The organism is Acidobacteriota bacterium, from assembly GCA_026393675.1.
GTDB lineage: Bacteria > Acidobacteriota > Vicinamibacteria > Vicinamibacterales > JAKQTR01 > JBAXOX01.
On record JAPKZQ010000045.1, the window covers coordinates 230,200 to 253,065 of the forward strand.

Here is a 22,866-nt window from a genome sequence, read left to right on the forward strand (position 1 = left end):
CTAACGCCTTCGCTGCTTCCGCCGGGCTGGCTGGCGCGGTGTGTGACGGCGCCGCTCGCTCTTCGGCCGCGCCCGGCTGCGACGCGCGTCGGGACCGACGCGGCCAGATCGCATCTGCTCCAGCACCTCGACCAGTCCCAGATCCACTTGCCGCCGCTCGGTATCCACACGCAACACCTGCACGCGGATGCGATCCCCGAGGCGGAACACCTTGCCGGAGCGCTCGCCTTTCAGCACGTGCGCTGTGTCCACGAACCGATAGTAGTCGTCGGCCATCGTCGACACGTGCACGAGTCCTTCGACGAAATGTTCGATCAATTCGACAAACAGCCCGAACGCGCTGACGCCCGTGACGTACCCGTCGTACTCCTCGCCGACCTTGTCCGCCATGAAGCGGACCTTCTTCCACTGCACCAGCTCGCGCTCGGCGTCCATCGCGCGCCGTTCCCGCTCGGAGGTGTGACGGCCGATCTCGGGCATCTGCTCGCCAAGCTCCTCGCGGCGCTCGGCGTCGGGCACGCCCTGCCTGACCTCCCTGAGCAACCTGTGCACGACCAGGTCCGGATACCGGCGTATGGGCGACGTGAAGTGCGTGTAGGTGGGCGCCGCCAGGCCGAAGTGACCGACATTGTCAGGGCTGTAGCGGGCCTGGGACATCGTTCTGAGCATGAGAAACGCGATCGGCCGCTCGACCGGCAGTCCCGCGATGCGCTCGATCAGGTGCTGGAAGTCGCGCGGGCGTACGCCGCCAGGTTCCGCGGCGAGGCTGTAGCCGAGGCTCGACACGAACGCCTCGAACTCGGCCACCTTCAACGGGTCCGGCCGCTCGTGGATTCGGTAGAGGGCCGGCACACCGCTCTGCTCGAGGTGGCGGGCGACGGTCTCGTTGGCCAGCAGCATGAACTCTTCGATGATGCGGTGCGCCACGTTCCGCTTGGCCTGCGTGATGTCCGCCACGAGACCTTCTTCGTCGAGCACCAGCTCAGCTTCAGGGAGGTCGAAGTCGATCGACCCGCGGCGATGCCGCCGCTCGTTCAGGATGGTAAACAGCTCGCGCATGCGAACAAACAGTGGCACCAGCGGCTCGTAGCGCGCCATCTCGGCAGGATCGTGATCGGTGACGATCGCGTTGACGGCTGTGTACGTCATGCGTGCATCGCTGTGGATGACGCCGTCGTGCAACTCGTACCGGACCACGTCACCGCGTTCATCCACTTCCATCACGCACGACTGCACGAGGCGGTCGACATCCGGCTTCAGGCTGCACAGCCCGGTGGCCAGCTCGGCCGGAAACATGTGGAGGGCGCGCTCCGGAAAGTAGACCGAGGTCGCTCGGTCGTACGCCTCCTCGTCGAGCACCGTGCCTTCGCGCACGTAGTGCGCCACGTCGGCGATGTGCACCCCAAGCCAGTAATGCCCATTGGGCAACTGTTCGAGCGTGATCGCATCGTCGAAGTCGCGGGCATCCTCGCCGTCGATCGTCACGGTCGGCCACGACCTGCAATCGGTGCGTCCATCGAGATCGCGCGACTGAACATGGTCGCCCAGCCGCGTCGCCTCGATGACGGCCTGTTCACTGTGGGCATCGGGAAGCTCGTGCTTGCGGATGATGACGCGCGTATCGACGCCCGGCTCGTCGAGGGAGCCGAACACCTCAACCACCCGGCCCAGCGGTGGGCGCGTGGCCGTCGGCCAACGCGTGATCTCCACCGCGACCATGTCGCCAGCGCTGGCCCCTCGCACATCGGCGGGCAACACCTGGATGTCCTGGACGACCCGCTTCTCATGCGGGACGACTCGGGCGTGACCCGCGCGATCGATGTCGAGCCGACCCACCAGTGTGGCCTGGCCTCTCTCGAGCACGCGGATGATCTTGCCTTCCCTCTTCCGCTCGTCGCGGCGGCGCTCGACCCGCACGGTGACGCGGTCGCCGTGCATGGCGTCGTTCAGATGCGGCGCGGCGATGTACACGTCCCCCTCACCCTCACGGGCGTGCTCGGGCACGACGAAGCCGTAGCCGCCAGGATTCATGGTCAGGGTGCCCACGGCCAGGTCCATCTTGCCGGGCAGCCCGTACTGATGGCCGCGAATCTGCACGAGTGCGCCCTCGGCCACAAGCTGGCGCAGCAGGCGACGAAACGTCACCCGGGCCTCCCGGGGAATCTTCAGTAACTGGATCAGTTCCCGCCCCGACGCGGGATGGATGACGCGCGAGTCGAACGCACGAAGTACGTCTTCTTTGGTCACAGGTGTACCGGTCCTGTTCCGGGAACGATGAGTGCGATTTGAATGTCTCCTACGTTAGTGCGTGTTGGCCCCGTCTTAATCACGTCGGCCAACGCTTCAAAGAAATGATAGGCGTCGTTGTTGTCGAGAAACGCCCGTGGATTGAGTTGACGCGCGTCCGCCCGGGCGCGAGTGTCGGAGGTCACGATGGCGCCAGCCGCGTCGGTTGGGCCGTCGATGCCATCCGTGCCGATACTCGAGACGACGACCGCGCCTCCCATCGTCGGAAGCGCCTCAACCAGCGCGAGCGCGAATTCCTGATTACGCCCACCCTTGCCGCCGCCCGTCACTCGTACCGTAGTCTCACCCGACGACACCACGCACAGCGGGGTTCCGCCGGCGGAGGCCATATCGCGCAGGGTCGCGGCGTACGTCGCGGCGGCAGCGCGCGCCTCGCCAACCACGGGCTGGTCGATGACATGAGTGCGATAGCCTAGACGTGCGGCTTCCGCCCGGGCACCGGCCATCGCGTCTCTTCGGCCCCCGATGATCCGGGTCTCGGTCCGGCTGAGCGCGGGGGAACCAGGTGTCGGCGACTCGGCGTGCCGCCCAGCCACCCCGTCGCGTAACGCGGCGACGACGCTCGGCGGAAACGCGTCCCAACCACCGTACCGCTCGAGAAGTCCAAGCGCGTCCGCGAACGACGTCGGGTCCCCTGCGGTCAGCCCCGAGCCGATGACCGAAACGTCATCGCCGACCACATCCGACACCGCGAGACAAACAACGCGCGCCTTTGTCGCGGCCGCGAGCCGCCCGCCCTTCACCCTCGACAGGTGTTTGCGCACGGTGTTGAGCGCATGGATGTCCGCGCCGGCACGCAACAGCCGGGCCGTGGCCGCCTGTTTGTCCTGCAGCGACACCCCCTCGATGGGAACGACCAGCAACGCCGAGGCGCCGCCTGACACCAGCACGACCACGACATCGTCTGCACCGGAGGCGGCCACCGTGTCGAGGGCACACCGGCCAGCGTCAAGGCTGGCCTGGTTGGGAACGGGATGCCCGCCCGCGAACACGCGGACCAGCGCTGGCAAGCCCTCGAGCCCGCTCGGCGCCACGGCCATCGCGGTGGCGGGCCGCCGCCCGACGGCGGACAGGCAGGCGCGCAGCATGGGCCCGGCTGCCTTCCCTGCCGCGACGACGTGCCATTCACGCGCGGACGCGATGATCTCCGCGGCAGACGGCATCGCCTGCGCGACCCGCACGCCCGCGTCGGCCGAACCAATGGCCGCCGCCGCAATCGCGAGCGCATGTTCCCGGAGGTTGGTAAGGGTCAGGCTCAGTATGGTTGCTTACGACAAGAGCAGGCCGAGACGCCTGTCACGACGTCAAAAGAACGTAGAAGCCGGCTGACGACCTGGACGCCGTCATGCTGCGTGCACAGGTGGTCCAGCTGTCCGAGCACGCGGCCGAGCGCGGCCTCGGCGCTGGCCATGGCTCGCTCGGAGTACGACTCGCGCTGCAATAGCAGGGATTCGCGGTGCTTGAGAAACTCTTCTCTGTAGAAATTGGAGATCAGGGTAGGCGGCGAGAACGAGCTTGCGGTTAACTGTCCAGGAAGAGCGCTATGCATCCGGATCCTCAGACGATGCGTTTGCAAGACAATTCCAGTGTAGTGCGACCTCTGGGTGGTGTCAAACCCGTCACCTGACGTGCCGGGCGGCCAGCCAGCCGCCGCAGGATCCGACAGCCATCCCACCGGCTAAGAGCGCCACGGCGGTCGACGCCGGCAGAAACCCCAGCATCTCAGGTTCGACGACCATCGCCAGTGCCGGTCCCACCTGCGCCTTCACGGCGACATACGCGCCGTAGAGCGCCGCCAGCGCCACCAGGCTGCCGACGCCACCGTGCAGCGTGCCTTCGGTCACGAGGGGCCCGCGCAGGAGTCCGAGCGGCGCCCCCACCAACTGCATGATCTCAATCTCGTCGCGCCGGGCATGGAGCGCCAGCCGGACGACGGTCGAGACCGTCAGCACGGCCGCCACGATGAGCACGCAGCCGAGCACCCAGCCCGCCGACTGCACGGCCAGGATGATCGACGACAGCCGGGCCAGCCACCGGCGATCAAACCGGACGTCGGCGACGCCCGGCATGCGCTGCACCTGCTGGGCGAGCGCCTCGACAGCCCCGCTGTCTGCGCCTTGCGGCCGCAGCCGGACATCGAGCGACGCCGGCAACGGGTTGTCGGGTATCCCGTCCAACCCGGAGGACAGGTCCGGGAAGTCGCGTTTGAAGCGTGCCAGCGCATCCGCCTTCGAGACGAACACCCGCGAGGCCACCACGTCGCTCGCGACCAGCACGCGATTCAGCTCGACGCGCTGCTCCTGGGTGATGTCATCGCGCAGGTAGATCGAGACTTCGGCGGTCGCACTCCAGCGGTCCAGCACGCGATTCAGGTTCACCGTCACGAGCAGGAACCCGCCGACCACCAGCGCCGCAGCGGCAATGGTCAACATCGACAGGGCGGAGGAGCCGCGCTGCCGCCAGAGGCTTCGGGACGCTTCGTTCAGGCAGTACTGCAACGCGTGCATCGACGGCTCTTCTTTACGTGGATGACAACAGCCGGCCGTGGTCCAGCGTGAGGGTACGCCGCCCGACCCGCCCAATCAGTTCCCGATCGTGCGTCGCGACCACCACGGTTGTGCCCCGGGCGTTCATGTCCCGAAACAGGTTCATGATCTCGAGCGAGAGATCAGGATCGAGATTACCGGTCGGCTCGTCGGCCAGCACGAGCGCCGGTTCGTTCACCAGGGCGCGCGCGATCGCGATGCGCTGCTGCTCGCCTCCCGACAGTTCAATCGGATACGCGTTCATGCGGTGCTGAAGGCCCACCCACTTGAGTACCTGGTAGGTGCGGCGCTGCTGCTGCACCGAGTAGTCGCCGAGGACGCGCGGCACGAGCGACACGTTCTCGAGGACGGTCCTGGTGGGAATGAGCTTGAAATCCTGAAACACGAACCCGAGGGTGCGCCGGTACGTCTGCACCTGGCGGAGCGAGAGGGAGGCCAGATCGCGCCCGCCCACATGCACCACCCCTGCGGAGGGCACATCCTGGCGCAGCAGCAATCGGAGAAATGTCGACTTGCCGGCCCCGCTCGGTCCGGTCAGGAACACGAATTCTCCCTTGCCGATCGAGACGGAAAGATCGCGGAGCGCGTAGATGCCCCGGCCGTACATCTTCGAGAGATTCGAGGTTTCAATCACGGCAGTTGGCGAGCGGCCGACGCGCGGTTATGCACCACACATCCTCGCGCGAGGTTGCGCGAGTATAGCATACGGCTTGACGGGCTCCCGGGCCCCGCCTCAGGCTCGCCTCAGGCCGATCAGCGGGCCGGCGCCGCGTGATACTCCACCAGTTCAGCCCGGAACGATCCGAACGGCGCATCGATATCGATGACGACGGGAATACGCCGCGCGTCGGTCGTCATCCACAGGGTGGCACGCGGACTCCGGCGATATTCGACCCGGTACTCGATGCGGCCGTCGACACGAAGCACCGTCTGGGTCCTGCCCTCGGCCGCGATCGTTTCCAGTCCGCCCGCCCGCAACTCGACGATGAGACTCCGACCGAGGTCGTTGACAGGAAAGCGCAGCGTCGATCCGGCCGCCAGCGGGTAAGCACGCGCATAGTAGAACGCCGACAGCGGATCGCGCGCGCCGGCGGAAAGCGGCAGCCCCGTGCCCGTCCTGGCCGCCTCGGCGGGTCCGTTCGCCGTCCGTACGACGCGCCGAGCCGGATCGAACCACGCCGCGCGATCGAGGATGCGCCTGCCTTCCCGCAGCTCCTGAACGTGCATCGTCGGCAACAGATCCGCACGCGTCAAGCTGAAGAAGCGATCACGAGCTTCGAAAAACCCCGACACCCAAGGCGCGGTGACGGCGGTCATCTCAAACTGGAAGGTCTCGCCCGACTGCGCCAGAGGCCCGGATGGCGCCGTGACGCTGAAAACGATGTCGCCGGCCGAGAGCGACATCGCCGATCCGCCGCTCCAGAACACCCGGTAACGCGCCGTCTCGCCTCGGTCGAACGGCAGCGTCGCAGGTGCGGGCGGGGGCGCGGGCAGATCGGCACGCTCCAGGCGCTCCTCGATCTCCGGCGTCCACACCAACTCGTAGATGGTCCGGCTGCCAAACCTGGCGCGCTCCACCAGCGGGGTGGGGTTGGGTTGGGACGTCAGGCGGCCCGGCGCCACGACGAACCGCACGTTGAAATCGCGCAGCGTCCACAAGGCGTCGGCCGAGGGAAACTGACGAAGCGTATCGACCAGGCCCGCAAAGAACGCTGGCCGCTGTCCACTGTAGCCGTTGACGATCGGCCGCCGATGCTCGAGCGACTCGATCATGAACGGGGTGTTCTCGGCGTCGAGGCCGAGCGGAAGGTAAATCACGGCTCCCGGCCCCGGCTCGTCCTTGAGCCACTGCCCCACTGGCGTGCTCATTGGCGGGGCATCAACATACGGGAGCGGAGCGTTGGCGTACTCGATCGCCATCAACGCGACCAACGTCCAGGCCAGACGAGGCCGGCGCACTGCAACGGCGGCCAATCCAAACGCGGCCAGCACCGCACACCCAAACGCCAGCAGGACGGCAAATCGCGCCGGTGCGCGGATCGCCTGAAACCCGAACACATGCTCGTGGAGCCAGGCGTACAGCGGGCGAACGCCGTCGGGCCCGAGCGACAGCACGAAGCCCGCAACCACCAGCACCGCGAACGGCCAGATGACGAAGCGACGCTGGCGCCACCCGACGTGCCATAGCGCCAGCAGGCCGAGCCCCATCGCCACAAATCCGACGAACAGCTCGCGCTCGGGGCCGCCCTTCTCAGCCTGGTTCGTGGCGGTGGCCGCCGGCCGCAACAGACCGGTGCGCCCATAGACGACGTTATCGGGCGGGACGCGAAGGTAGTGACGAGGGGTCGCGGCGTTGAGTCCCGCTTGGTACAAGTTCCGGACGAAACCTTCCTTGCGCTGGACGTCGAGGTAGGGCCACATGAACGGCGCGACGATCACGCCGGCCAGCACGACGGCCAGCAGGATGCGCCGCAGCAGCACGGCACTCCGCCAGCGTCCGACCGAGACGGCGAGCACGATGCCGCCGACGGCCAATCCGACCGCGCCGATCACGCCGATGTAGATAGAGGCGACGGCCTGCAACCCCACGGCGACGCCGAGCCACACAGCGTCCATCCGCCGCAGCGTGGCCATCAGGCGATGAAGAAACAGGAACGCGAGTGGCAGGAAGTACATCCCCTGCAACTGCAGGTGAATCAGATGCGCGAAGTGGAACGGCCAGAATCCCCAAATCAGTCCCGCGCCAATCGCCGCCACAGTCGACCCGGTCAGCGCCCGTGCCAACGCGAACATGGCGAGCGCCGATGCGACAAGCGAGAGGAGCAGCACGAGGTTGTAGCAGAGCACGACAGATCGCGTGAGCAGGAAGACCGGGGCGATGACGACGGCGGGCAGCAGGAAGTGGTCCGAGTACGCGAGCGTCTTCTGCGCCGGGTAGAAGATGTTCGCATCGAACACGCGCCCGGTGACGATCGCCCGCGGCGATGACACCAGCGTGTGCAGATCCCAGCCGAGAATCCAGGCATTGAGGTAGGGATCGCCGGGGCCCTGAGGCGCGGCCAGCACGCGTGTGGGCATCGCGGCCAGGGGCCACGTGTAGAGGATGGTGGCCGCCACATAGACGAGGACGGCGAGCCGCCAGGGGTGCTTCGTCATCAAGACGATCCGGTGCCGGTCAGGCGCTCGCGAACCAACTGGTCGACCAGCCTCGGGTTGGCCCGACCCTGGCTGGCTTTCATCACATGGCCGACCAGGAAGCCGGCAACCCCATGGCGCCCCGCCCGGAACTGGGCGACCTGCTCGGGGTACTTCGCCAGGACGTCGTCGACCAACAGCCGAAGCGCGTCGACATCCGATTCCTGCGCGAGATGCTCAGCGGCCGCCACCGCATCAGGCGTCTCACCGGTCTTGCACATGCGGGCCAGCACCTGTTTGGCGGCCGAGTTCGACAGCGTCCCCGACGACACCATCGCAATCAGGTGCGCCAGTGAGGAGGGGGTCACCTTCAGAGCCTGGATCGGACACCCACTCTCGTGCAGCCGGCGGGCCAACTCACCTCTAATCCAGGTGGCCGCCGCGGCGGGGTCGGCTCCGTCGGCAACTGTCTGTTCAAACAGCGCCGCCAGCCCCGGCGACCCGGTGAGAAAGTCCAGGTCGTCGCCCATCACGCCGTAACGCGACGCGAGATGCTCGCGCAGCGCACCGGGCAGCTCCGGCAACGACGCCCGCAATGCCGCAATCGATTCGTCGCCAACGACCAGCGGCGGCAGATCGGGTTCCGGAAAGTACCGGTAGTCGTGCGCGTCTTCCTTGCCCCGCATCAATACCGTCTCGCCCGCGCGCTCGTCCCAGAGCCGCGTCTCGGTATCGACCGACCCGCCGTGGGTGATGACCCGGATCTGGCGATCAATCTCGTGCGCCACCGCATGCTCGAGGAAGCGAAACGAATTCAGGTTCTTGATTTCGGTCCGTGAGCCAAGCGTGGCGTCGCCCCGGACGCGGACCGACACATTCGCGTCGCAACGCAGATTGCCCCGCTCCATGTTGCCATCCGACACGCCCGTGGCGACAAGCAAAGCGCGGAGATGGCGAAAACACTCTGCGGCATCGTGCGCGGAACCGAGATCGGGCGCTGTCACGATCTCAATGAGCGGAAGCCCGCTTCTGTTGAAATCGAGGCAGGTCGCGCGATCGGCATCCGCAAAGCCCTCGTGGAGCGACTTGCCGGCGTCCTCCTCCAGGTGGACGCGAACGATGCGGACCTGGTACGGCTGTCCGTCATCGATCCACTGCAGGTGCCCGTCGAGCGCGAGCGGACGATCGTACTGGGTGATCTGATAGCCCTTCGGCAGGTCTGGATAGAAGTAGTTCTTGCGCGCGAAGACCGATTCGCGCTGCACGCGGCACCCGAGCGCGAGGGCGGCCATCACCGCCAGATCGACCGCACGCGCATTGAGGACGGGCAAGGCGCCCGGCAGCCCGAGGCACACCGGGCACGTCTGCGTATTGGGCAAAGCCGCCCAGGCCGTCGCGCAACCGCAGAACAGCTTGGACGCTGTCTGCAGCTGGGCATGCACCTCGAGGCCGATGACTGGTTCGTACATGGTGGGCCCGACGCGCCACAACCTCGGAGTCGGGCGACGCGCCAGCCACGAGTATAGCCGACACGACTTTCGCCCGAATGGGTTCTGGCGTCGCGCTACGGGTTCCCAGCCAGCCTGTCTACATCGGCGAAATCCCCTAACATTCTCCCGCTCAATATGTTGGCGCGGCAGCAACGCCATCGGGTAGGATGGACCCGATCGCATGTGCTGGTTGCGGCGATCTACAAGAAACGGTAAACGAAGCCTACGCTTCAGGCGTAAAACAGGTATGGAGGCCAGTGGCTGTCACACGGGGGTCTTGGTTCGGCGCGAAGTCGGGGCCTCCAGGCGGCGACCTGGTTGGAGATTCGTCTCGCCACCCGATCCCCGCGGTCGATCGGACCAAGCCGGGCAGTTCGGAAGAAGCCCGTCGGGTCAAGGCCCTGGTTCTGGCGGGCGAGATGGACAAGGCCCACGAGGCCTTTGCCGATCTGGTGGCCGCCCAGCAGCGGCAGGCGTCCAGGCTGGCGTTGTACCTGTTGAGGGACGTCTCGGATGCCGATGAAGCTGTACAGGACGCCTTCGTCAAGGTCTTCACGCATATCACGTCGTATCGCGAAGACCTGTCATTCGAGGCGTGGTTCACGCGCATCCTGGCCAACACCTGCCGGGATCGGAAGAAGGCGCGGCGGCGGCGCGAGCGGTGGGAACTGAGCGGGATTGACGATCATCCCGAATACGGCTCGCGCGTAGAGCGGGCTGTGTCGAATGCGCCGACGCCGGAAGACCTGGTACTTGGTGCGGAGAAGCGGCGAATGGTGATGCAGGCGATCGACGCCCTCCCCGAACGCCAGCGGACGGTGCTCCTGCTGTGCCACGCCGAAGGCCAGTCGCCGCGGGAAGTGGGAGCTTTGACGGGGCTCAATGAATCGACGGTGCGAGTTCATCTCTTTCGAGCGCTGCGCAAGTTGAGGGCGGCGCTGGAGGCAAGCCGTGTTCGCCGCTAAGCGACATCTGGACGACAACACACTGGTTCGGCGCTACCTGGCCGAACGAGGTCTCGATGTGCTCGAAGCGGCCGACGAACCGTTGCTGCGACATCTCGCACACTGTTCGTCGTGCCACGCTCGCTATGGCGCGCTCAGCGCCGCGCTGGATGAAAGCCGCGACCTGGCGGTCGAACGCGTCGATGCCGCCTTCACGGCCGATCGGCTGGCGCATCAGCGTGAGCGCATCATGCGGCGCATCGAGGCTCAGAACGGCGCCCGTATTCTGGCGTTCCCCGCAGCGGCACCCGCCGTGCGTGCGCCCCTGCACGCCCGGCCGGTGATGCGCTGGGTCGCGGCCGCTGCCATTGCCGGCGTGATGGTCGGCGTCACGGCCGGCCGCTACCTGAATGTGTTGGATTTCGCCGCCGGCAGCCGATCCACCTCGCGCAACACGGTCGCCGTGGCCCCGGGTGCGCAACGCTCCGTGCCAGTGATGCGCGCCGTCGGCACGAGTCAGCCGCAGGCAAACGACGATGAGTTCTTGTCGGAAGTGGATGGCGCGATCGCCGAGCCCCGCACCTCCGAACTGGCCGCGATCTACGCGCTGACGCTTCAGGATCGCGGTGCGCCGAGGCTGGTTAACGTAAAGTATTAGCCCTGCGAGGCAGGACGAGTCCCAAACCACTCGATCGCCCGCGGATCGTCCGTAATGAGGGTGTCCTCGCGCGCGGCGCCGGTCGACACGAGTAACACCCGCACACCGGTCAGCGCCTCGAGGCGGGCCACATAGGCCTTGGCCTCGGCGGGCAGCGCGGCGAAGTCGCGCACACCTGCCGTTGGCGTCTTCCAGCCCGGCATCGTTTCAAGCACGGGCACCGCACGCTGCACGCGGCGAAGATCGGCAGGAAACTCCGTTACCGCCGTGTCGTCAATCCGGTAGCCGACACAGATCTCCACCTTGTCGAGCCCGTCGAGCACATCGAGTTTCGTCAGGGCGAGCCCACCGAGCCCATTCACTCGCACCGCGTGACGCACGACGACGGCGTCGAACCAGCCACAGCGGCGTGGCCTGCCGGTCACGGCGCCGAATTCCTGACCCTTCTCGCGCAGGGCCGCTCCGGAGTCGTCGTGTAGTTCGCTTGGGAACGGCCCCTCTCCCACCCGCGTGGTGTACGCCTTCGCAATGCCGATCACGGCCCCAATCGTCCCGGGCCCAATGCCGAGGCCGGTGCACGCCCCTCCAGCCGTCGAGCTCGAAGAGGTGACGTAGGGATACGTGCCATGGTCCACATCGAGCATCGTGCCTTGCGCCCCTTCGAACAGGATCGACTGCCCCGCCTTCATCGCGTCGGCCAGCAGCACCGACACATCGGTGAGCATCGGCTGGAGGCGCTCGCCGAGCGCCAGTGTACTGGCCACCAGCTCGCGCCAATCGTAGTGAGCGTCCTCGTTCATCAGATTCAGCGTGTCGAGCCCCTGGCGGATGTGCTCCTCAACGAATTCCGCATCGGCGAGATCGCAGGTACGAAGTCCGCGGCGGGCGACCTTGGCTTCGTAGGCAGGCCCGATCCCCCGCGAGGTCGTACCGATCTTCCGGCTCCCCAGGCTGGCTTCGTTGAGTTTGTCGAGGTCGCGATGGAACGGCAGAATCACGTGCGCGCGGTCACTCACAAACAGCCGGCCGTCCACCGAGATCGCCGCCTGCCGCAGTTCCTCAACCTCATCAAACAAGGCCTTCAGATCCACCACGAGCCCGTTGCCAATGACGCAGGCCACGCCGGGATTCAAGATGCCGGACGGGATCAGCCGAAGCACGAATCGCTTGCCACCCACGTGCACGGTGTGCCCGGCGTTGTGGCCTCCCTGGTACCGGGCGACGATCGAGAACCGCGGTGCCAGCAGGTCGACGACCTTCCCCTTGCCTTCGTCACCCCATTGCGCCCCGACTACGGCGATATTCATGGACCTTCCTGCTCCTGCTCGGGTCAACCCCCCCGTCCAAAGTCCTTCGATTCATGAATTCGGTGACGAATTCATTCACTCAGGACTTAGTGCTGAGCGAGCATCTTTCACCGCATCGGCTCACAAGCATCCGCAACCGTACTTGCGAGTCGAAGCACAAAGCCAACCGGCGATGTTAGCACAGGACCCGGAATCGCACCGGTTTGGATGAGTGGGTTGACAAAGGCCCCCGGTCTTCGTAAGTTCTAGGGCTCATGCCCGAGAAGCTCATCCAGGTGCCATTATGAACTCATCGTCTGCTCGTCCGGTGCGCGCCCCCCGCGGAACGGTCCTGTCTTGCAAGGGATGGCAGCAGGAAGCCGCCTTGCGGATGCTGATGAACAACCTCGATCCCGAGGTCGCCGAGGACCCCGACCGCCTGATCGTGTATGGCGGCACAGGCCGGGCTGCGCGCAGCTGGGACGCGTTTGACGCGATCGTGGCATCGTTGCGAGCGCTTGGCCACGACGAGACCCTGCTCGTGCAGTCAGGGAAGCCGGTTGGCGTGTTCCGCACCCACCCTGGCGCGCCGCGCGTGCTCATCGCCAACTCGCTGCTCGTGCCGGCCTGGGCCACCTTCGAGAACTTCCGCGATCTCGAGGATCGCGGGTTGACGATGTACGGGCAGATGACGGCGGGCAGCTGGATCTACATCGGCACGCAGGGCATCCTGCAGGGCACGTACGAGACACTGGCCGAAGTCGCGCGTCAGCGCTTCAATGGCACGCTGACGGGGCGGGTGTTCGTGTCGGCTGGCCTCGGCGGGATGGGCGGCGCCCAGCCGCTCGCGGCGACGATGAACGGCGGCGCGGCGCTGGTCGTCGAAGTCGATCCGCACCGGATCGAGCGCCGGCTGGCGACCCGTTACGTAGACGAGGCCACCGACAGCCTCGATGCCGCGCTGGCCACGGTGACGCGCTGGCAACGTGACGGCACGGCGCGATCAATCGCGTTGTGTGCCAACGCGGCCGACGTCCTGCCGGCACTGGTTGCCCGGGGGTTCGTGCCCGATGTCTTGACCGATCAGACCTCCGCGCACGACGCACTCAATGGCTACGTGCCGAATGGCATGAGCCTGGCCGACGCCGAGTCGCTGCGGCGCAGTGCACCTCGGGACTACATCGAGCGATCGGTGGCCGCCATGGCCGCGCACGTCCGCGCGATGCTGGACCTGAAGAAGCGTGGCGCGATCACCTTCGACTACGGCAACAACATCCGCGCCCAGGCGGTCAAAGGCGGCGTGACCAACGCGTTCGACATCCCGGGCTTTGTCCCCGAGTACATCCGGCCGCTGTTCTGCGAAGGCAAGGGGCCGTTCCGCTGGGCGGCGCTCTCGGGCGACCCAGCCGACATCGCGGCCACCGATGAGGCCGCACTCGAGATGTTTGCCGACAACGCGGCGCTCTGCCGATGGGTCAAGTTGGCCGGCGAACGCGTGGCCTTCCAGGGCCTGCCCGCCCGAATCTTCTGGCTCGGCTACGGAGAACGCGCGCGCTTCGGCCTCAAGATCAACGAACTGGTTCGCAACGGCCGCATCAAGGCGCCCATCGTCATCGGACGGGATCACCTGGATGCCGGCTCGGTGGCCTCGCCCAACCGGGAGACGGAGGGCATGCGGGACGGCAGCGACGCGATTGCTGACTGGCCCGTGTTGAACGCGCTGCTGAATACGGCGGCTGGGGCGACCTGGGTGTCGGTTCATCACGGAGGCGGCGTCGGCATCGGCTACTCGCTCCACGCCGGCATGGTGATCGTCGCCGATGGCACGCGCGACGCCGACGAGCGGCTCGAACGCGTCCTGACGTGCGATCCGGGGACCGGCGTGGCGCGTCACGCCGATGCCGGCTATCCGAAGGCGATCGAAACGGCCATCGCGCGCGGCGTGCACATCCCGATGCTGCCACGATGAGTACGGCATTTCAGAACTTCGAATCCGCCGTCGTCGCGGTGCTCGACTCGACGCCGTCGCGAATCCCTGTGGTAGTGGGACCCTGCGGAGCCGGCCGCTCGTCCCTGCTGCGGCGGGTAGGCGACCGACTCGGCAAGCCGTTCTGCCAGTACGTCGCGATTGATCGCGCGGTGTCGACACCGGAGCGGTTCCTCGCCGAATTGTCTGCGGCGTCACCGTTCGCGTGGGTGCGCCCAGGCGCATCTCCGGAGAGCCCGAGGGAGGCCTTCGACTGGATCTCGGCGTATCTGGCCAGCGCCCGGTCTACCAACGGGGCGCCGGCAACGTGGCTGCTCGACGAGTTTCTCGAACTGAAGACGTTCGAGAGTTTCCCGGGCCTGCGGCACGTCGTCGGCGAGGCCCTCGATGTGCTGACAGCCAGCGACAACCGGTTCGTGATGACGTCGCGTTTCGTCTCGCGGACGCTGCGCGCGTTGCGCGATGCACACGAGCGCTTCGTGGTGCTGCACGTGCCGCCATTGACGATGGCCGATGTCGCCGCCGATCTCCTGCACGTGCCGGGATTCCGATCCGACTCCGCCGAAGAGGCGGCCCGCGTGATTGTTGCCCTCACCGGCGGTCGATTGGCCTACGCGGCCGACGTGGTTCGCGCACTCGGGGATCTGACTCTGCGCGTTCACGATCCCATTTCGGCCTTCGCGGCGCTGCTCTCGCCAGGAGGCGCGGTCTGCGCCCGTGTCCAGCACAGTTATGAGTTCCGGCTGCATCGGGCGCGAGGCTATGGCGCGCTCAAGGCCATTCTCAGTATCCTGTCTGAAGACGAGCCGATTACGCTCACCGACATCGCGGTGCGGATGCAGCGCACGCCGGGGTCGACCAAGGACTACCTCGGCTGGCTCGAGGACGTCGATCTGGTCGTCTCACATCGCAAGCGCTACAGCTTCGCCGACCCGGTTCTGCGCCTCTGGGTGAGGTTGCACACACAGTGCGATCCGCCAGACGACGCGCGGGTAGCCGACCTCGTGCAGCGATATGCGGTGACCCGCCTCTCGGCCGCACCAGAATCCGCGTGATCGGGAGACATCGAATCTAGTCCGACAGTGACTGACGTCCGAGGCGGGCCGCTTCCTGCTCAGCGTCCTTCTTCGTGCGGCCTTCGGCCACGGCAATCACCTCGCCGCGCACGCGAAGTTCAATCAGGAAGACCCGCCGGTGGGCCGGCCCACTCTCGGCGACGACGACGTATTCGGGGAGCGGGTCGCCACGCGACTGCAAAAACTCCTGCAGCACCGACTTGTGATCGTCGCCCATGCCACCATCCACAGCGGATTCGCGCATGATGTCGTCGAACTCGCGGACGATGAAGGTGCGTGCCGCGTCAAGCCCGCCATCCAGGTACAGCGCCGCGATGACCGCCTCGTACGTGTCGGCCAGCAGGGCCTGCTTGCGACGGCCGCCTGTCTTCTCCTCACCCCTGCCCAGCAGCAGATGGTCGCCCAACCGCAGCCGCTCCGCCAGACGCGCCAGCATCGTCGTGGACACGAGCGCCGCCTTCATCTTCGATTTCTGGCCCTCGTCGCGGTCGGGATATCGCTCGAACAGCATGGCCGCGATCACAAAGCCCAGCGCGGCGTCTCCCAGAAACTCGAGCGACTCGTTGTCCAGGACGCCGCCGGTCACATCCTCATTGGCGCGCGACCGGTGCGTCAGCGCGTGCTCCAGCAGGCCGGGATCGCGAAATCGGTGCCCGAGGACGGCCGACAACTTCTCGAATTCGTCCCGCAGGCGAACCGTCTGCCCATCGGGCTCGGTGCTCCGGTAGTCGGCGATCAGACGTTGCGCCTGGGTTGCGTCCTCGGCGCGAACCGACACGCGGACCGTGCCGAGCGCGTCCCGGTTGAGCGGCAACACCACATTGGGCACGTCAGATTGAATCGCGGCGTGTATGCCGTGGGCATCGAGCAGGCTTCTGACCACGCTGGCTTCAATGTCCGACGGCGTGACGAAGACCACGACCGGTTCAGCCATGGACCTGCTCGATCTGCTGGTCGCCATCCACCTCGATCAGGATGAGCGTCATATCGTCGTGCTGCGGCGCCCCTCCGACGAAGGCCTCGATCTCGCGCAGAATGCGCTCGCGCAGCTCCTCGACCGACAGGTGAGCATGTTCCTCGATGAGCTGTCCGAGCCGTGGCTCGCCGAAGCACTCGGCTTGATCGTTCATGGCCTCGCTGATGCCGTCGGTAAAGAACACGAGCAGGTCGCCAGAGTCGAGTGAGAGCGTGGCTTCCTCCAGCAGCGAGGTGAAACGCTCGCCATTGTCGAGGCGCAGTCCGAGCACCATTCCATCCGGCACGAGAATCCTCGCCCTCCCGTCGGTCGATGCGCTGTTGGGCAGGTACATCAGCGGTGTGTGGCCGGCCCTCGCATAGGTCATCGTCCGCGCAGCCGGATCGATGACGGCGTACGTCATGGTGATGAAGCTCCGGCTGTCCAGATGTTCCGAGATCAGGCGGTTGGCCGCGATCAGCAGCTCGCGCGGCGACTGATGGATCTGGCTGAGCGAGAGGATGAGACCCTTCAACTCCGCCATGTACAGGGCCGCCGACATGCCTTTGCCCGACACGTCCGCGATGAGCATGCCGACCCGGCCATCAGGCAGCGGCAGCACGTCGTAATAGTCGCCGCCGACCTCGCGGGCAGGAACGCAGACGGCCGCCACCCGCATGCCGGGGATCTCGAGCGGGCCTCGCGGCAGCAGCGACATCTGGCTCTCCCTGGCGAGCCGCATTTCTTCTTCGAGTCGTTTCTTTTCCGCTGACTGCCGCAACAGGTCCTCGATGCTGGCGGTCATCAGGTTGAACGAATCGGCCAGTTCGCCCAGCTGGTCTCTGGCGCGGACCGCGATGCGATGGCCGAAATCGCCCTGCCGCACGCGTTCAGTCCCGGCGAACAACTCGTGCACCGACCCGGTGATCGATCGGGCCAGCGCCATGCCGGTGACGGCGGCGCCGACCTCGATGATCAGGAACAGCGCCGACACGATGAGCAGGGCGATGATGAGCAGGTCGCCGGGCGCCGGCTTCCCGATCGAGGCCTGCGTCACAGACAGCCGGTGATAGATGCCCCGGACGTTCATGCCAATATTCAGCGACAGCCTCTGCGCTTTTCCGGACGGCCAGTCGTAGACGTCCAGCAGCGCCACCGACGGAATTAGTGTCGTCTCGCCAGGGCCGGCTGCGCGCGCGGCGACACGGCGGGCCGACGCCCGCGACCGCCCCTGTAGCGCCGAGTTGGCCGGGTCGACAAGGCTCGCACTGCCCACCGCGATGCCGGTCGATTCCTCCATCCGCGTCTTGATAGTCTCCGACACCGGCAGATCGACGACGACCGCGTACCCGGCTGATCGCTGGGATATGGCCACGGCACGGATGACGAGTTGCGCCTCTGTATCGGTGGCGCTTGCCGATCCCTCGTCTTTGTACGCCAGCGCGTCCGCGAACCCCTCACACGGAATCCAGGTTGGCAGTTGCTCTGGAGGCTCGATGTGCTCCCAGTCGCCGACCTTGATGGGCGTGGATCGCATCACAGCGGTCAGGGGCGATCGCGGAACGTTCTGGTCGCCGCACCGTTTTGGATCGATAGGCACGACCGCGAGCGATACGCCGGGCAGGACCAGTTGGCTTGACGCCTGACGACGCTCCAGGATGGCCTCAGCCTCGGCCGCGTCCGACGCGCGCTCAAGTTCGATGGCCGCGCTGGTGGCGACGATGGAGGTCTTGCTTCCGAGTTCAGCCAGCGACGAACGCACCAGGTACGAGCTGACGTTCGTGAACAGTAGCCAGCCGGCCAGCACGAAGAAGACGACAATCAAGACCGCCGGCACGAACCCGATGAGCAGATACGAGACAATCAACTTGCGGCGCACGCGCCAGAGCAGGTGACGCCGGGCCACCTGGGCGAGTTTGTAGAGGATGACTCCGGCGCCGGTCGCGAGCGCGAGTCCGCCCAGGCTGCTCAGGACCTGGAGACCGCCAGAGGTTGGGACGCCCGCGGCGGCCAGGGCGACGACGATGAGTTTGACGCTGGCGCCGATGGCGACGAGGTACCCGGCGATGCTCGTCAGGAAGAATGCCCGGACCGCGCCGAGCCTGGTCGGTGGCGGCCCTAATGGCGATTGGACGGGTGCTGACGGCGGTGCCATCGGAGGTGTCAGGAATGATAACTCAGGCAACGACGGAGTGCCGAACCCACGCCAGGTAGTCCGCGCTGCCGTCGGTCGCCGTGAGCACGATGAATTCGGGCACCGAGTAGGGATGCAGGCTCGTCAGCCTGGCCTGCAGATCCTGGACACGGCTTGCGGTGGTCTTGATGATCACCTGCCGCTCGACATCCTCCGTCACGCCGCCCTCCCATCGGTAAACCGATCGCATCTCGCCTGAAGCGGAGACGCATGCTGCCAGATGTTCGTCCACCAACGTGCGGGCGAATGCGCCGGCGTCGGTGCCGTCTGGCAGCGTGGTGAGCACGATCACGACGTCGGACGGCTCCACGGTACGGCTCCCCGGATCCGATGAAGATCCTCTTGCGTTTTCCTATGTACAAACGTCGCGACTTAGGGTACAACAGTTGCCTGATGACTGCCACGCGCATAACCACGGCTGGTCTTGCGAATATCCGGAAGGGTGATCGTGGCCGTCGTCGCCTTCTGATTGGCCTCGGATTCGTCGTCTGCTTCCTGGTGGTCAACGGCATCGTCGGCGAGCACGGCGCGTTCGCACTGATGCAGGCGCGGGCGCAGTATGCGGAACTGGCGCTCACCGTCGACAAGGCAAGGGCGGAGAATGCGCGACTGCGGGAAGAGGCTCGCCGCCTGCTGACCGATCCGGCCGCCATCGAGGAAATCGCGCGGCGCGAGCTCGGGCTCATCAAGCCGGGCGAGAAGCTCTTCATCATCCGCGACGTGCCGGCCGCGAAGAAGCACTAACCTCCCCCTCGCGTTTGCCCCGCTCTCGTCTGGCGTGGTATTATCAGTTGATGTGGTGCACGCGAGTGAAGCACCAGTGACGCGGGGTGGAGCAGTCCGGTAGCTCGTTGGGCTCATAACCCAAAGGTCGGGGGTTCAAATCCCCCCCCCGCAACCATAAAGGCCACAGGGCTAAACCCTGTGGCCTTTTTCATTTGCGCCCGGGGGATTTGAACCCTTGCTGGCCGGCAACCATCCTGAGCTTGTCGCCCCTCGACGCGGCTCGGGGCGACCCTGAGCTGGTCGAAGGGTCGAAGGGCGTTGCCTCGCCCCCCCCGCAACCATGAAGGCCGCAGGGCTAAACTCTGTGGCCTTTTTCATTTGCGCGAGCGGAAGATTTGAACCCCTGGTGGCCGGCAACCATCCTGAGCTGGTCGGAGGGCGTTGCCTCGCCGCCCACGAGTTCCGCTCGGCCAGACGGTCTCCTGGCTTCGCAAGTCGCTCATGGCACGGGAGCTATCCGTGGTGCAGAAGATCAGCTTGAGGCTCACGTGATATAGTGATATATATCACTCTGTCATGCAGTTGATTATCAACCCCTCCGATGAGCTCCCCCTTTACCGCCAGATCATGCGGCAAATCATGGATGCCATCGCCGGCGGAAGGGTCACGAGCGGCGAGAAACTGGCTTCGCACCGCGATCTGAGCGAGCAACTCGTCATCGCCCCGCTCACCGTGAAGAAGGCCTACGACGAACTCGAAGCGCTCGGCTTCATCGAGACGCAGCGCGGTCGAGGCACCTTCGTATGTGCCAGACGACCGCAAGCCGACCGCAGCGTTCAGCTCGAACAAATCCAGCAGGCCTCGCGAAAACTTCTCTCGCAAGCCTACCTGGCGGGACTCAGTCTTCGGGAAGTGGTGAAGGCGCTCAAAGAGGCCGACCGCGAACTCACCCAAGGTCCGCAGGCGCAACAAAGAAGGGAAACACCATGACGCCCATTTTGGAGTTCCGCGATATCGAGAGGTCCTTCAAGAAAGGGGTACCGATCCTGAACGGCGTGACGTTCACCGTGTCCACAGGCGAAGTCGTGTGCCTCTTGGGCCGCAACGGCGCGGGCAAAACCACGCTGATCCGTCTTGCCATGGGCATGCTCTTTCCCCATGCCGGCTCGGTGCGGGTATTCGGCGCTTCTCCGACCGCCGACCCTGTCGCCGTGAAAAAGCGCATCGGCTACGTGGCTGAAGAGCAGGTGCTTCCCACGCGATCGTCCATCGCCGAGTTGATCGCGCTGCACCGTTACCTGTTCCCCGGTTGGGACGAGGACCTGGAACGCGAACTCGTGAATCGGTTCCGTTTGGCCGTCCGCGCCAAGATCGGTCAGCTTAGCAAGGGCGAAGCGCGCCAGGTTGCGCTGCTCTGTGCGGTATGCCACCGACCCGAACTCCTGATTCTCGATGAACCGGCCGGTGGACTCGATCCCGCCGCGCGCCGCGAATTCCTGGAAACCTCCATTCAATTGCTGAACCGCGAAGGCACGGCGATCCTCTTCTCCTCGCATTATATGAACGACGTGGAACGTCTGGGCGGTCGGGTCGTCCTGCTCGACGAGGGCAAAGTCTGGCTCGACCGCGAGTTGGACAACCTCCATGAGGGCTATTGCATCGCCCTGATCCCGAACGATTCGATCCCCGATGCCGCAGCGTTGGAACGCTTGCCCTGCTGTATTCGCGTGCGGCCCGTCCTCTCTGAGTGGCACGCGGTCTTTGAGGGCACACCCGAGGCGGTTGAACGGCAATTGAACGAATCGCTCGGCCTCGGCGGCATCCGCTGCGTGCGCGTCCCACTCGAGGAGTTGTTCGTCGAACTCGTGGGCCGTCACCGCCTGCCGGAGGCATCATGATTCTCGAGTTGATGAAGCGTGACGATACGTGGAAGATAGGGCTCGCCCTGGCCCCTGTGACGGTCGTGCTGCTGTTGATGGATCCGGGTGACCCCGATCCGCAATGGACCCGACTGCTCGAGGTGCAGGCTCTTCTGATCACATCGGGGTTCATGTGTCCTCATCGGCGCGCCACGCTCTTTGAAGCAGCGCTGCCGATTGAGGGGCGACAGCTGTTCCTGGCGCGTCTCCTCTCGCGTCTGGCAATGGTCTGGCTACCGGTTCTCGCCGCTATCCTCGTCATCCTTCTTGGTCGGGACACGGGCTGGCCCCAGGTGCTGGGGATGTTGGAATGCGGGACCCTCTACACGGTCGCGTACCTGTTGCCGCTTTCGGTCCGCGTGCGGGAGTGCGCCGCCCCCGCAGGGCTCTTAGCCGTGCTTTGGACGGGCCTCGCGGCCGCAGGCGCCTTGGCTTGGCATTTCCTCCCGCCGGGTATGTTCCTGTCGGTGTTCGCGTTCGCCGGCGCGCTGGTCCTCCTGAGAACGTGGTTTGCCATCCCTGCGTCCTTCCAGGTCGCTCCGATGAATGCGGTCGACTCGATCGCGAGTCCCCGATCAACACGAGATGCGCAGCCGCTCGCCTGGTGGCCGATCTTGCGGTCGGCTGGTTTCGGGATGCCGCTGTTGCTTTTCCCCGTGGGGATTTTTCTGGGTTGGTCGGGAGAGTTGTCCGTTCCCTTTGTTGCCATGTTTGCGATCCTGGCGAACGTCGATGTTCGTCAGCGGACGCGCTGGCTGTACGCCCTGCCGCTCTCGTTTCGCGCCCTCGGGCTGATCATCCTGGTTCCATCGTTGGCTCTTCTTCTCGGAGGCATAGCCATCGGCATGTGCTTCGACAAAACACTGCAACCGGACTATTCACTGGTGGGGGGGCCGAGGAGCCAGTCGCCAACCGATGTGGATCATGTGGATTTAGACGTAGACTTCGAGTTCTGGCACCGTGCGCCGGCCGGCAACGCGCCCGTCATCAGTTCTCCGTGGGGAGAGACCGTTCACGCCACCACTTTTCGGGTTCTAGGAATCACGTTCTACAATCCCTATTCGGTGGGCCCGCGGAACAGCAAGCGCTTCGTTGAGTGGCAATTCGAACGGGCAACGGAAGCCGTGTATGGGAGGGTCATCCCTCTATTACAGTATGGGGCAGCCAGCCAAGCCGAGTTGGTACCCGTAACCGCGCGGCCCCGAATGCGAATCCTCATCCTGTCGGCGGCCCTGCTGGCGGTGCTGTTGCTGGTATACCTAACCGAGTGGACACGGTGGCACCGGTTGCGCCGACTTTCGGATCCCTTACGAGGTGCGCTCCCGTTCGTGTCACTGCTCGTAGTCTTCGCAATCGATGGTATCGTCCTGTGGTTCTATTCCTTCCCAATGGGAACGGCGCTGGTCCATGCCGCATTGCTCCAGCTGTCCAACCTTTTGCCCAACAACCTGCTGCTCGTGACCACTGCCGCCGTGGTGCCCGTGATGGGAATGTATTGGCTGGTCGAGAAGCAGTTCAGCAAGTCCGAGCTGCTCGGACCAATCCAGCAATCCAGCGCATGGGGCAGGAGAATGCAGGCCGAGTAACCGCCTCCATCACCGTGGCTTTGCCAGGAGGCGGCATGAATCTTCGCCGGGCCAATT

The 22,866-nt window shown here is 65.7% G+C and carries 18 protein-coding genes and 1 tRNA gene; 9 read left to right on the forward strand and 10 right to left on the reverse strand.

Annotated features, from left to right (window positions below; translation table 11 throughout):
- The 6 genes from rnr to gatB all read right to left on the reverse strand — a co-directional run bounded on the left by rnr (position 1) and on the right by gatB (position 9,457).
- Positions 1–2,247, reverse strand: coding sequence for a ribonuclease R (gene rnr, locus NT151_12490; protein ID MCX6539734.1), 2,247 nt, complete (start codon positions 2,245–2,247; stop codon positions 1–3).
- On the reverse strand, positions 2,244–3,524 hold the full coding sequence (locus NT151_12495) for a DUF4147 domain-containing protein (protein MCX6539735.1): 1,281 nt from the start codon (positions 3,522–3,524) through the stop codon (positions 2,244–2,246). The genes rnr and NT151_12495 overlap by 4 nt, the downstream gene beginning before the upstream one ends.
- A 402-nt stretch (positions 3,525–3,926) precedes the next feature.
- Positions 3,927–4,814, reverse strand: coding sequence for an ABC transporter permease (locus NT151_12500; protein MCX6539736.1), 888 nt, complete (start codon positions 4,812–4,814; stop codon positions 3,927–3,929).
- Positions 4,815–4,827: 13 nt separating this feature from the next.
- Positions 4,828–5,487, reverse strand: coding sequence for a cell division ATP-binding protein FtsE (gene ftsE / locus NT151_12505; GenBank protein ID MCX6539737.1), 660 nt, complete (start codon positions 5,485–5,487; stop codon positions 4,828–4,830).
- Positions 5,488–5,606: 119 nt separating this feature from the next.
- Positions 5,607–8,009, reverse strand: coding sequence for a DUF3108 domain-containing protein (locus tag NT151_12510; protein MCX6539738.1), 2,403 nt, complete (start codon positions 8,007–8,009; stop codon positions 5,607–5,609).
- The gene (gatB, locus tag NT151_12515) at positions 8,009–9,457 is read right to left on the reverse strand and encodes an Asp-tRNA(Asn)/Glu-tRNA(Gln) amidotransferase subunit GatB (protein MCX6539739.1); all 1,449 of its coding nucleotides are present in this window, start codon (positions 9,455–9,457) and stop codon (positions 8,009–8,011) included. The genes NT151_12510 and gatB overlap by 1 nt, the downstream gene beginning before the upstream one ends.
- 278 nt (positions 9,458–9,735) lie before the next feature.
- Here gatB and NT151_12520 point away from each other — a divergent pair, with 278 nt between their 5' ends.
- Positions 9,736–10,443: a sigma-70 family RNA polymerase sigma factor gene (locus NT151_12520; GenBank protein ID MCX6539740.1), complete on the forward strand. Its 708-nt coding sequence runs from the start codon at positions 9,736–9,738 to the stop codon at positions 10,441–10,443.
- On the forward strand, positions 10,430–11,080 hold the full coding sequence (locus tag NT151_12525; protein MCX6539741.1) for a hypothetical protein: 651 nt from the start codon (positions 10,430–10,432) through the stop codon (positions 11,078–11,080). The genes NT151_12520 and NT151_12525 overlap by 14 nt, the downstream gene beginning before the upstream one ends.
- On the opposite strand, the gene NT151_12530 is transcribed toward NT151_12525, so the two are convergent.
- The gene (locus NT151_12530; GenBank protein ID MCX6539742.1) at positions 11,077–12,387 is read right to left on the reverse strand and encodes an adenylosuccinate synthase; all 1,311 of its coding nucleotides are present in this window, start codon (positions 12,385–12,387) and stop codon (positions 11,077–11,079) included. The genes NT151_12525 and NT151_12530 overlap by 4 nt on opposite strands.
- A 283-nt stretch (positions 12,388–12,670) precedes the next feature.
- Here NT151_12530 and hutU point away from each other — a divergent pair, with 283 nt between their 5' ends.
- Positions 12,671–14,335, forward strand: a complete 1,665-nt coding sequence (gene hutU, locus NT151_12535) for a urocanate hydratase (protein ID MCX6539743.1) — start codon at positions 12,671–12,673, stop codon at positions 14,333–14,335.
- Positions 14,332–15,408 (forward strand): hypothetical protein, encoded by a 1,077-nt coding sequence (locus NT151_12540; protein ID MCX6539744.1) that lies wholly within the window; start codon positions 14,332–14,334, stop codon positions 15,406–15,408. Before hutU ends, NT151_12540 begins: the two co-directional genes overlap by 4 nt.
- Positions 15,409–15,424: 16 nt before the next feature.
- On the opposite strand, the gene rnc is transcribed toward NT151_12540, so the two are convergent.
- From rnc to NT151_12555, 3 genes are read right to left on the reverse strand one after another with little or no spacing between them, the layout of a single operon-like run.
- Complete coding sequence (gene rnc / locus NT151_12545) at positions 15,425–16,363, reverse strand: ribonuclease III (protein MCX6539745.1); 939 nt, start codon at positions 16,361–16,363, stop codon at positions 15,425–15,427.
- Positions 16,356–18,539: a SpoIIE family protein phosphatase gene (locus NT151_12550; protein ID MCX6539746.1), complete on the reverse strand. Its 2,184-nt coding sequence runs from the start codon at positions 18,537–18,539 to the stop codon at positions 16,356–16,358. Before NT151_12550 ends, rnc begins: the two co-directional genes overlap by 8 nt.
- Before the next feature lie 22 nt (positions 18,540–18,561).
- The gene (locus NT151_12555; GenBank protein ID MCX6539747.1) at positions 18,562–18,888 is read right to left on the reverse strand and encodes a divalent-cation tolerance protein CutA; all 327 of its coding nucleotides are present in this window, start codon (positions 18,886–18,888) and stop codon (positions 18,562–18,564) included.
- Positions 18,889–18,971: 83 nt separating this feature from the next.
- Here NT151_12555 and NT151_12560 point away from each other — a divergent pair, with 83 nt between their 5' ends.
- The 5 genes from NT151_12560 to NT151_12580 all read left to right on the forward strand — a co-directional run bounded on the left by NT151_12560 (position 18,972) and on the right by NT151_12580 (position 22,809).
- Positions 18,972–19,322, forward strand: coding sequence for a septum formation initiator family protein (locus tag NT151_12560; protein MCX6539748.1), 351 nt, complete (start codon positions 18,972–18,974; stop codon positions 19,320–19,322).
- Positions 19,323–19,402: 80 nt separating this feature from the next.
- A tRNA-Met gene (locus tag NT151_12565) sits at positions 19,403–19,479 on the forward strand.
- 401 nt (positions 19,480–19,880) lie between these two features.
- Positions 19,881–20,294, forward strand: coding sequence for a GntR family transcriptional regulator (locus tag NT151_12570; GenBank protein MCX6539749.1), 414 nt, complete (start codon positions 19,881–19,883; stop codon positions 20,292–20,294).
- Entirely contained in the window at positions 20,291–21,202 is a 912-nt protein-coding gene (locus NT151_12575) for an ABC transporter ATP-binding protein (GenBank protein MCX6539750.1), read from the forward strand. Before NT151_12570 ends, NT151_12575 begins: the two co-directional genes overlap by 4 nt.
- Positions 21,199–22,809, forward strand: coding sequence for a hypothetical protein (locus tag NT151_12580; protein ID MCX6539751.1), 1,611 nt, complete (start codon positions 21,199–21,201; stop codon positions 22,807–22,809). The genes NT151_12575 and NT151_12580 overlap by 4 nt, the downstream gene beginning before the upstream one ends.
- Positions 22,810–22,866: the final 57 nt, after the last annotated feature.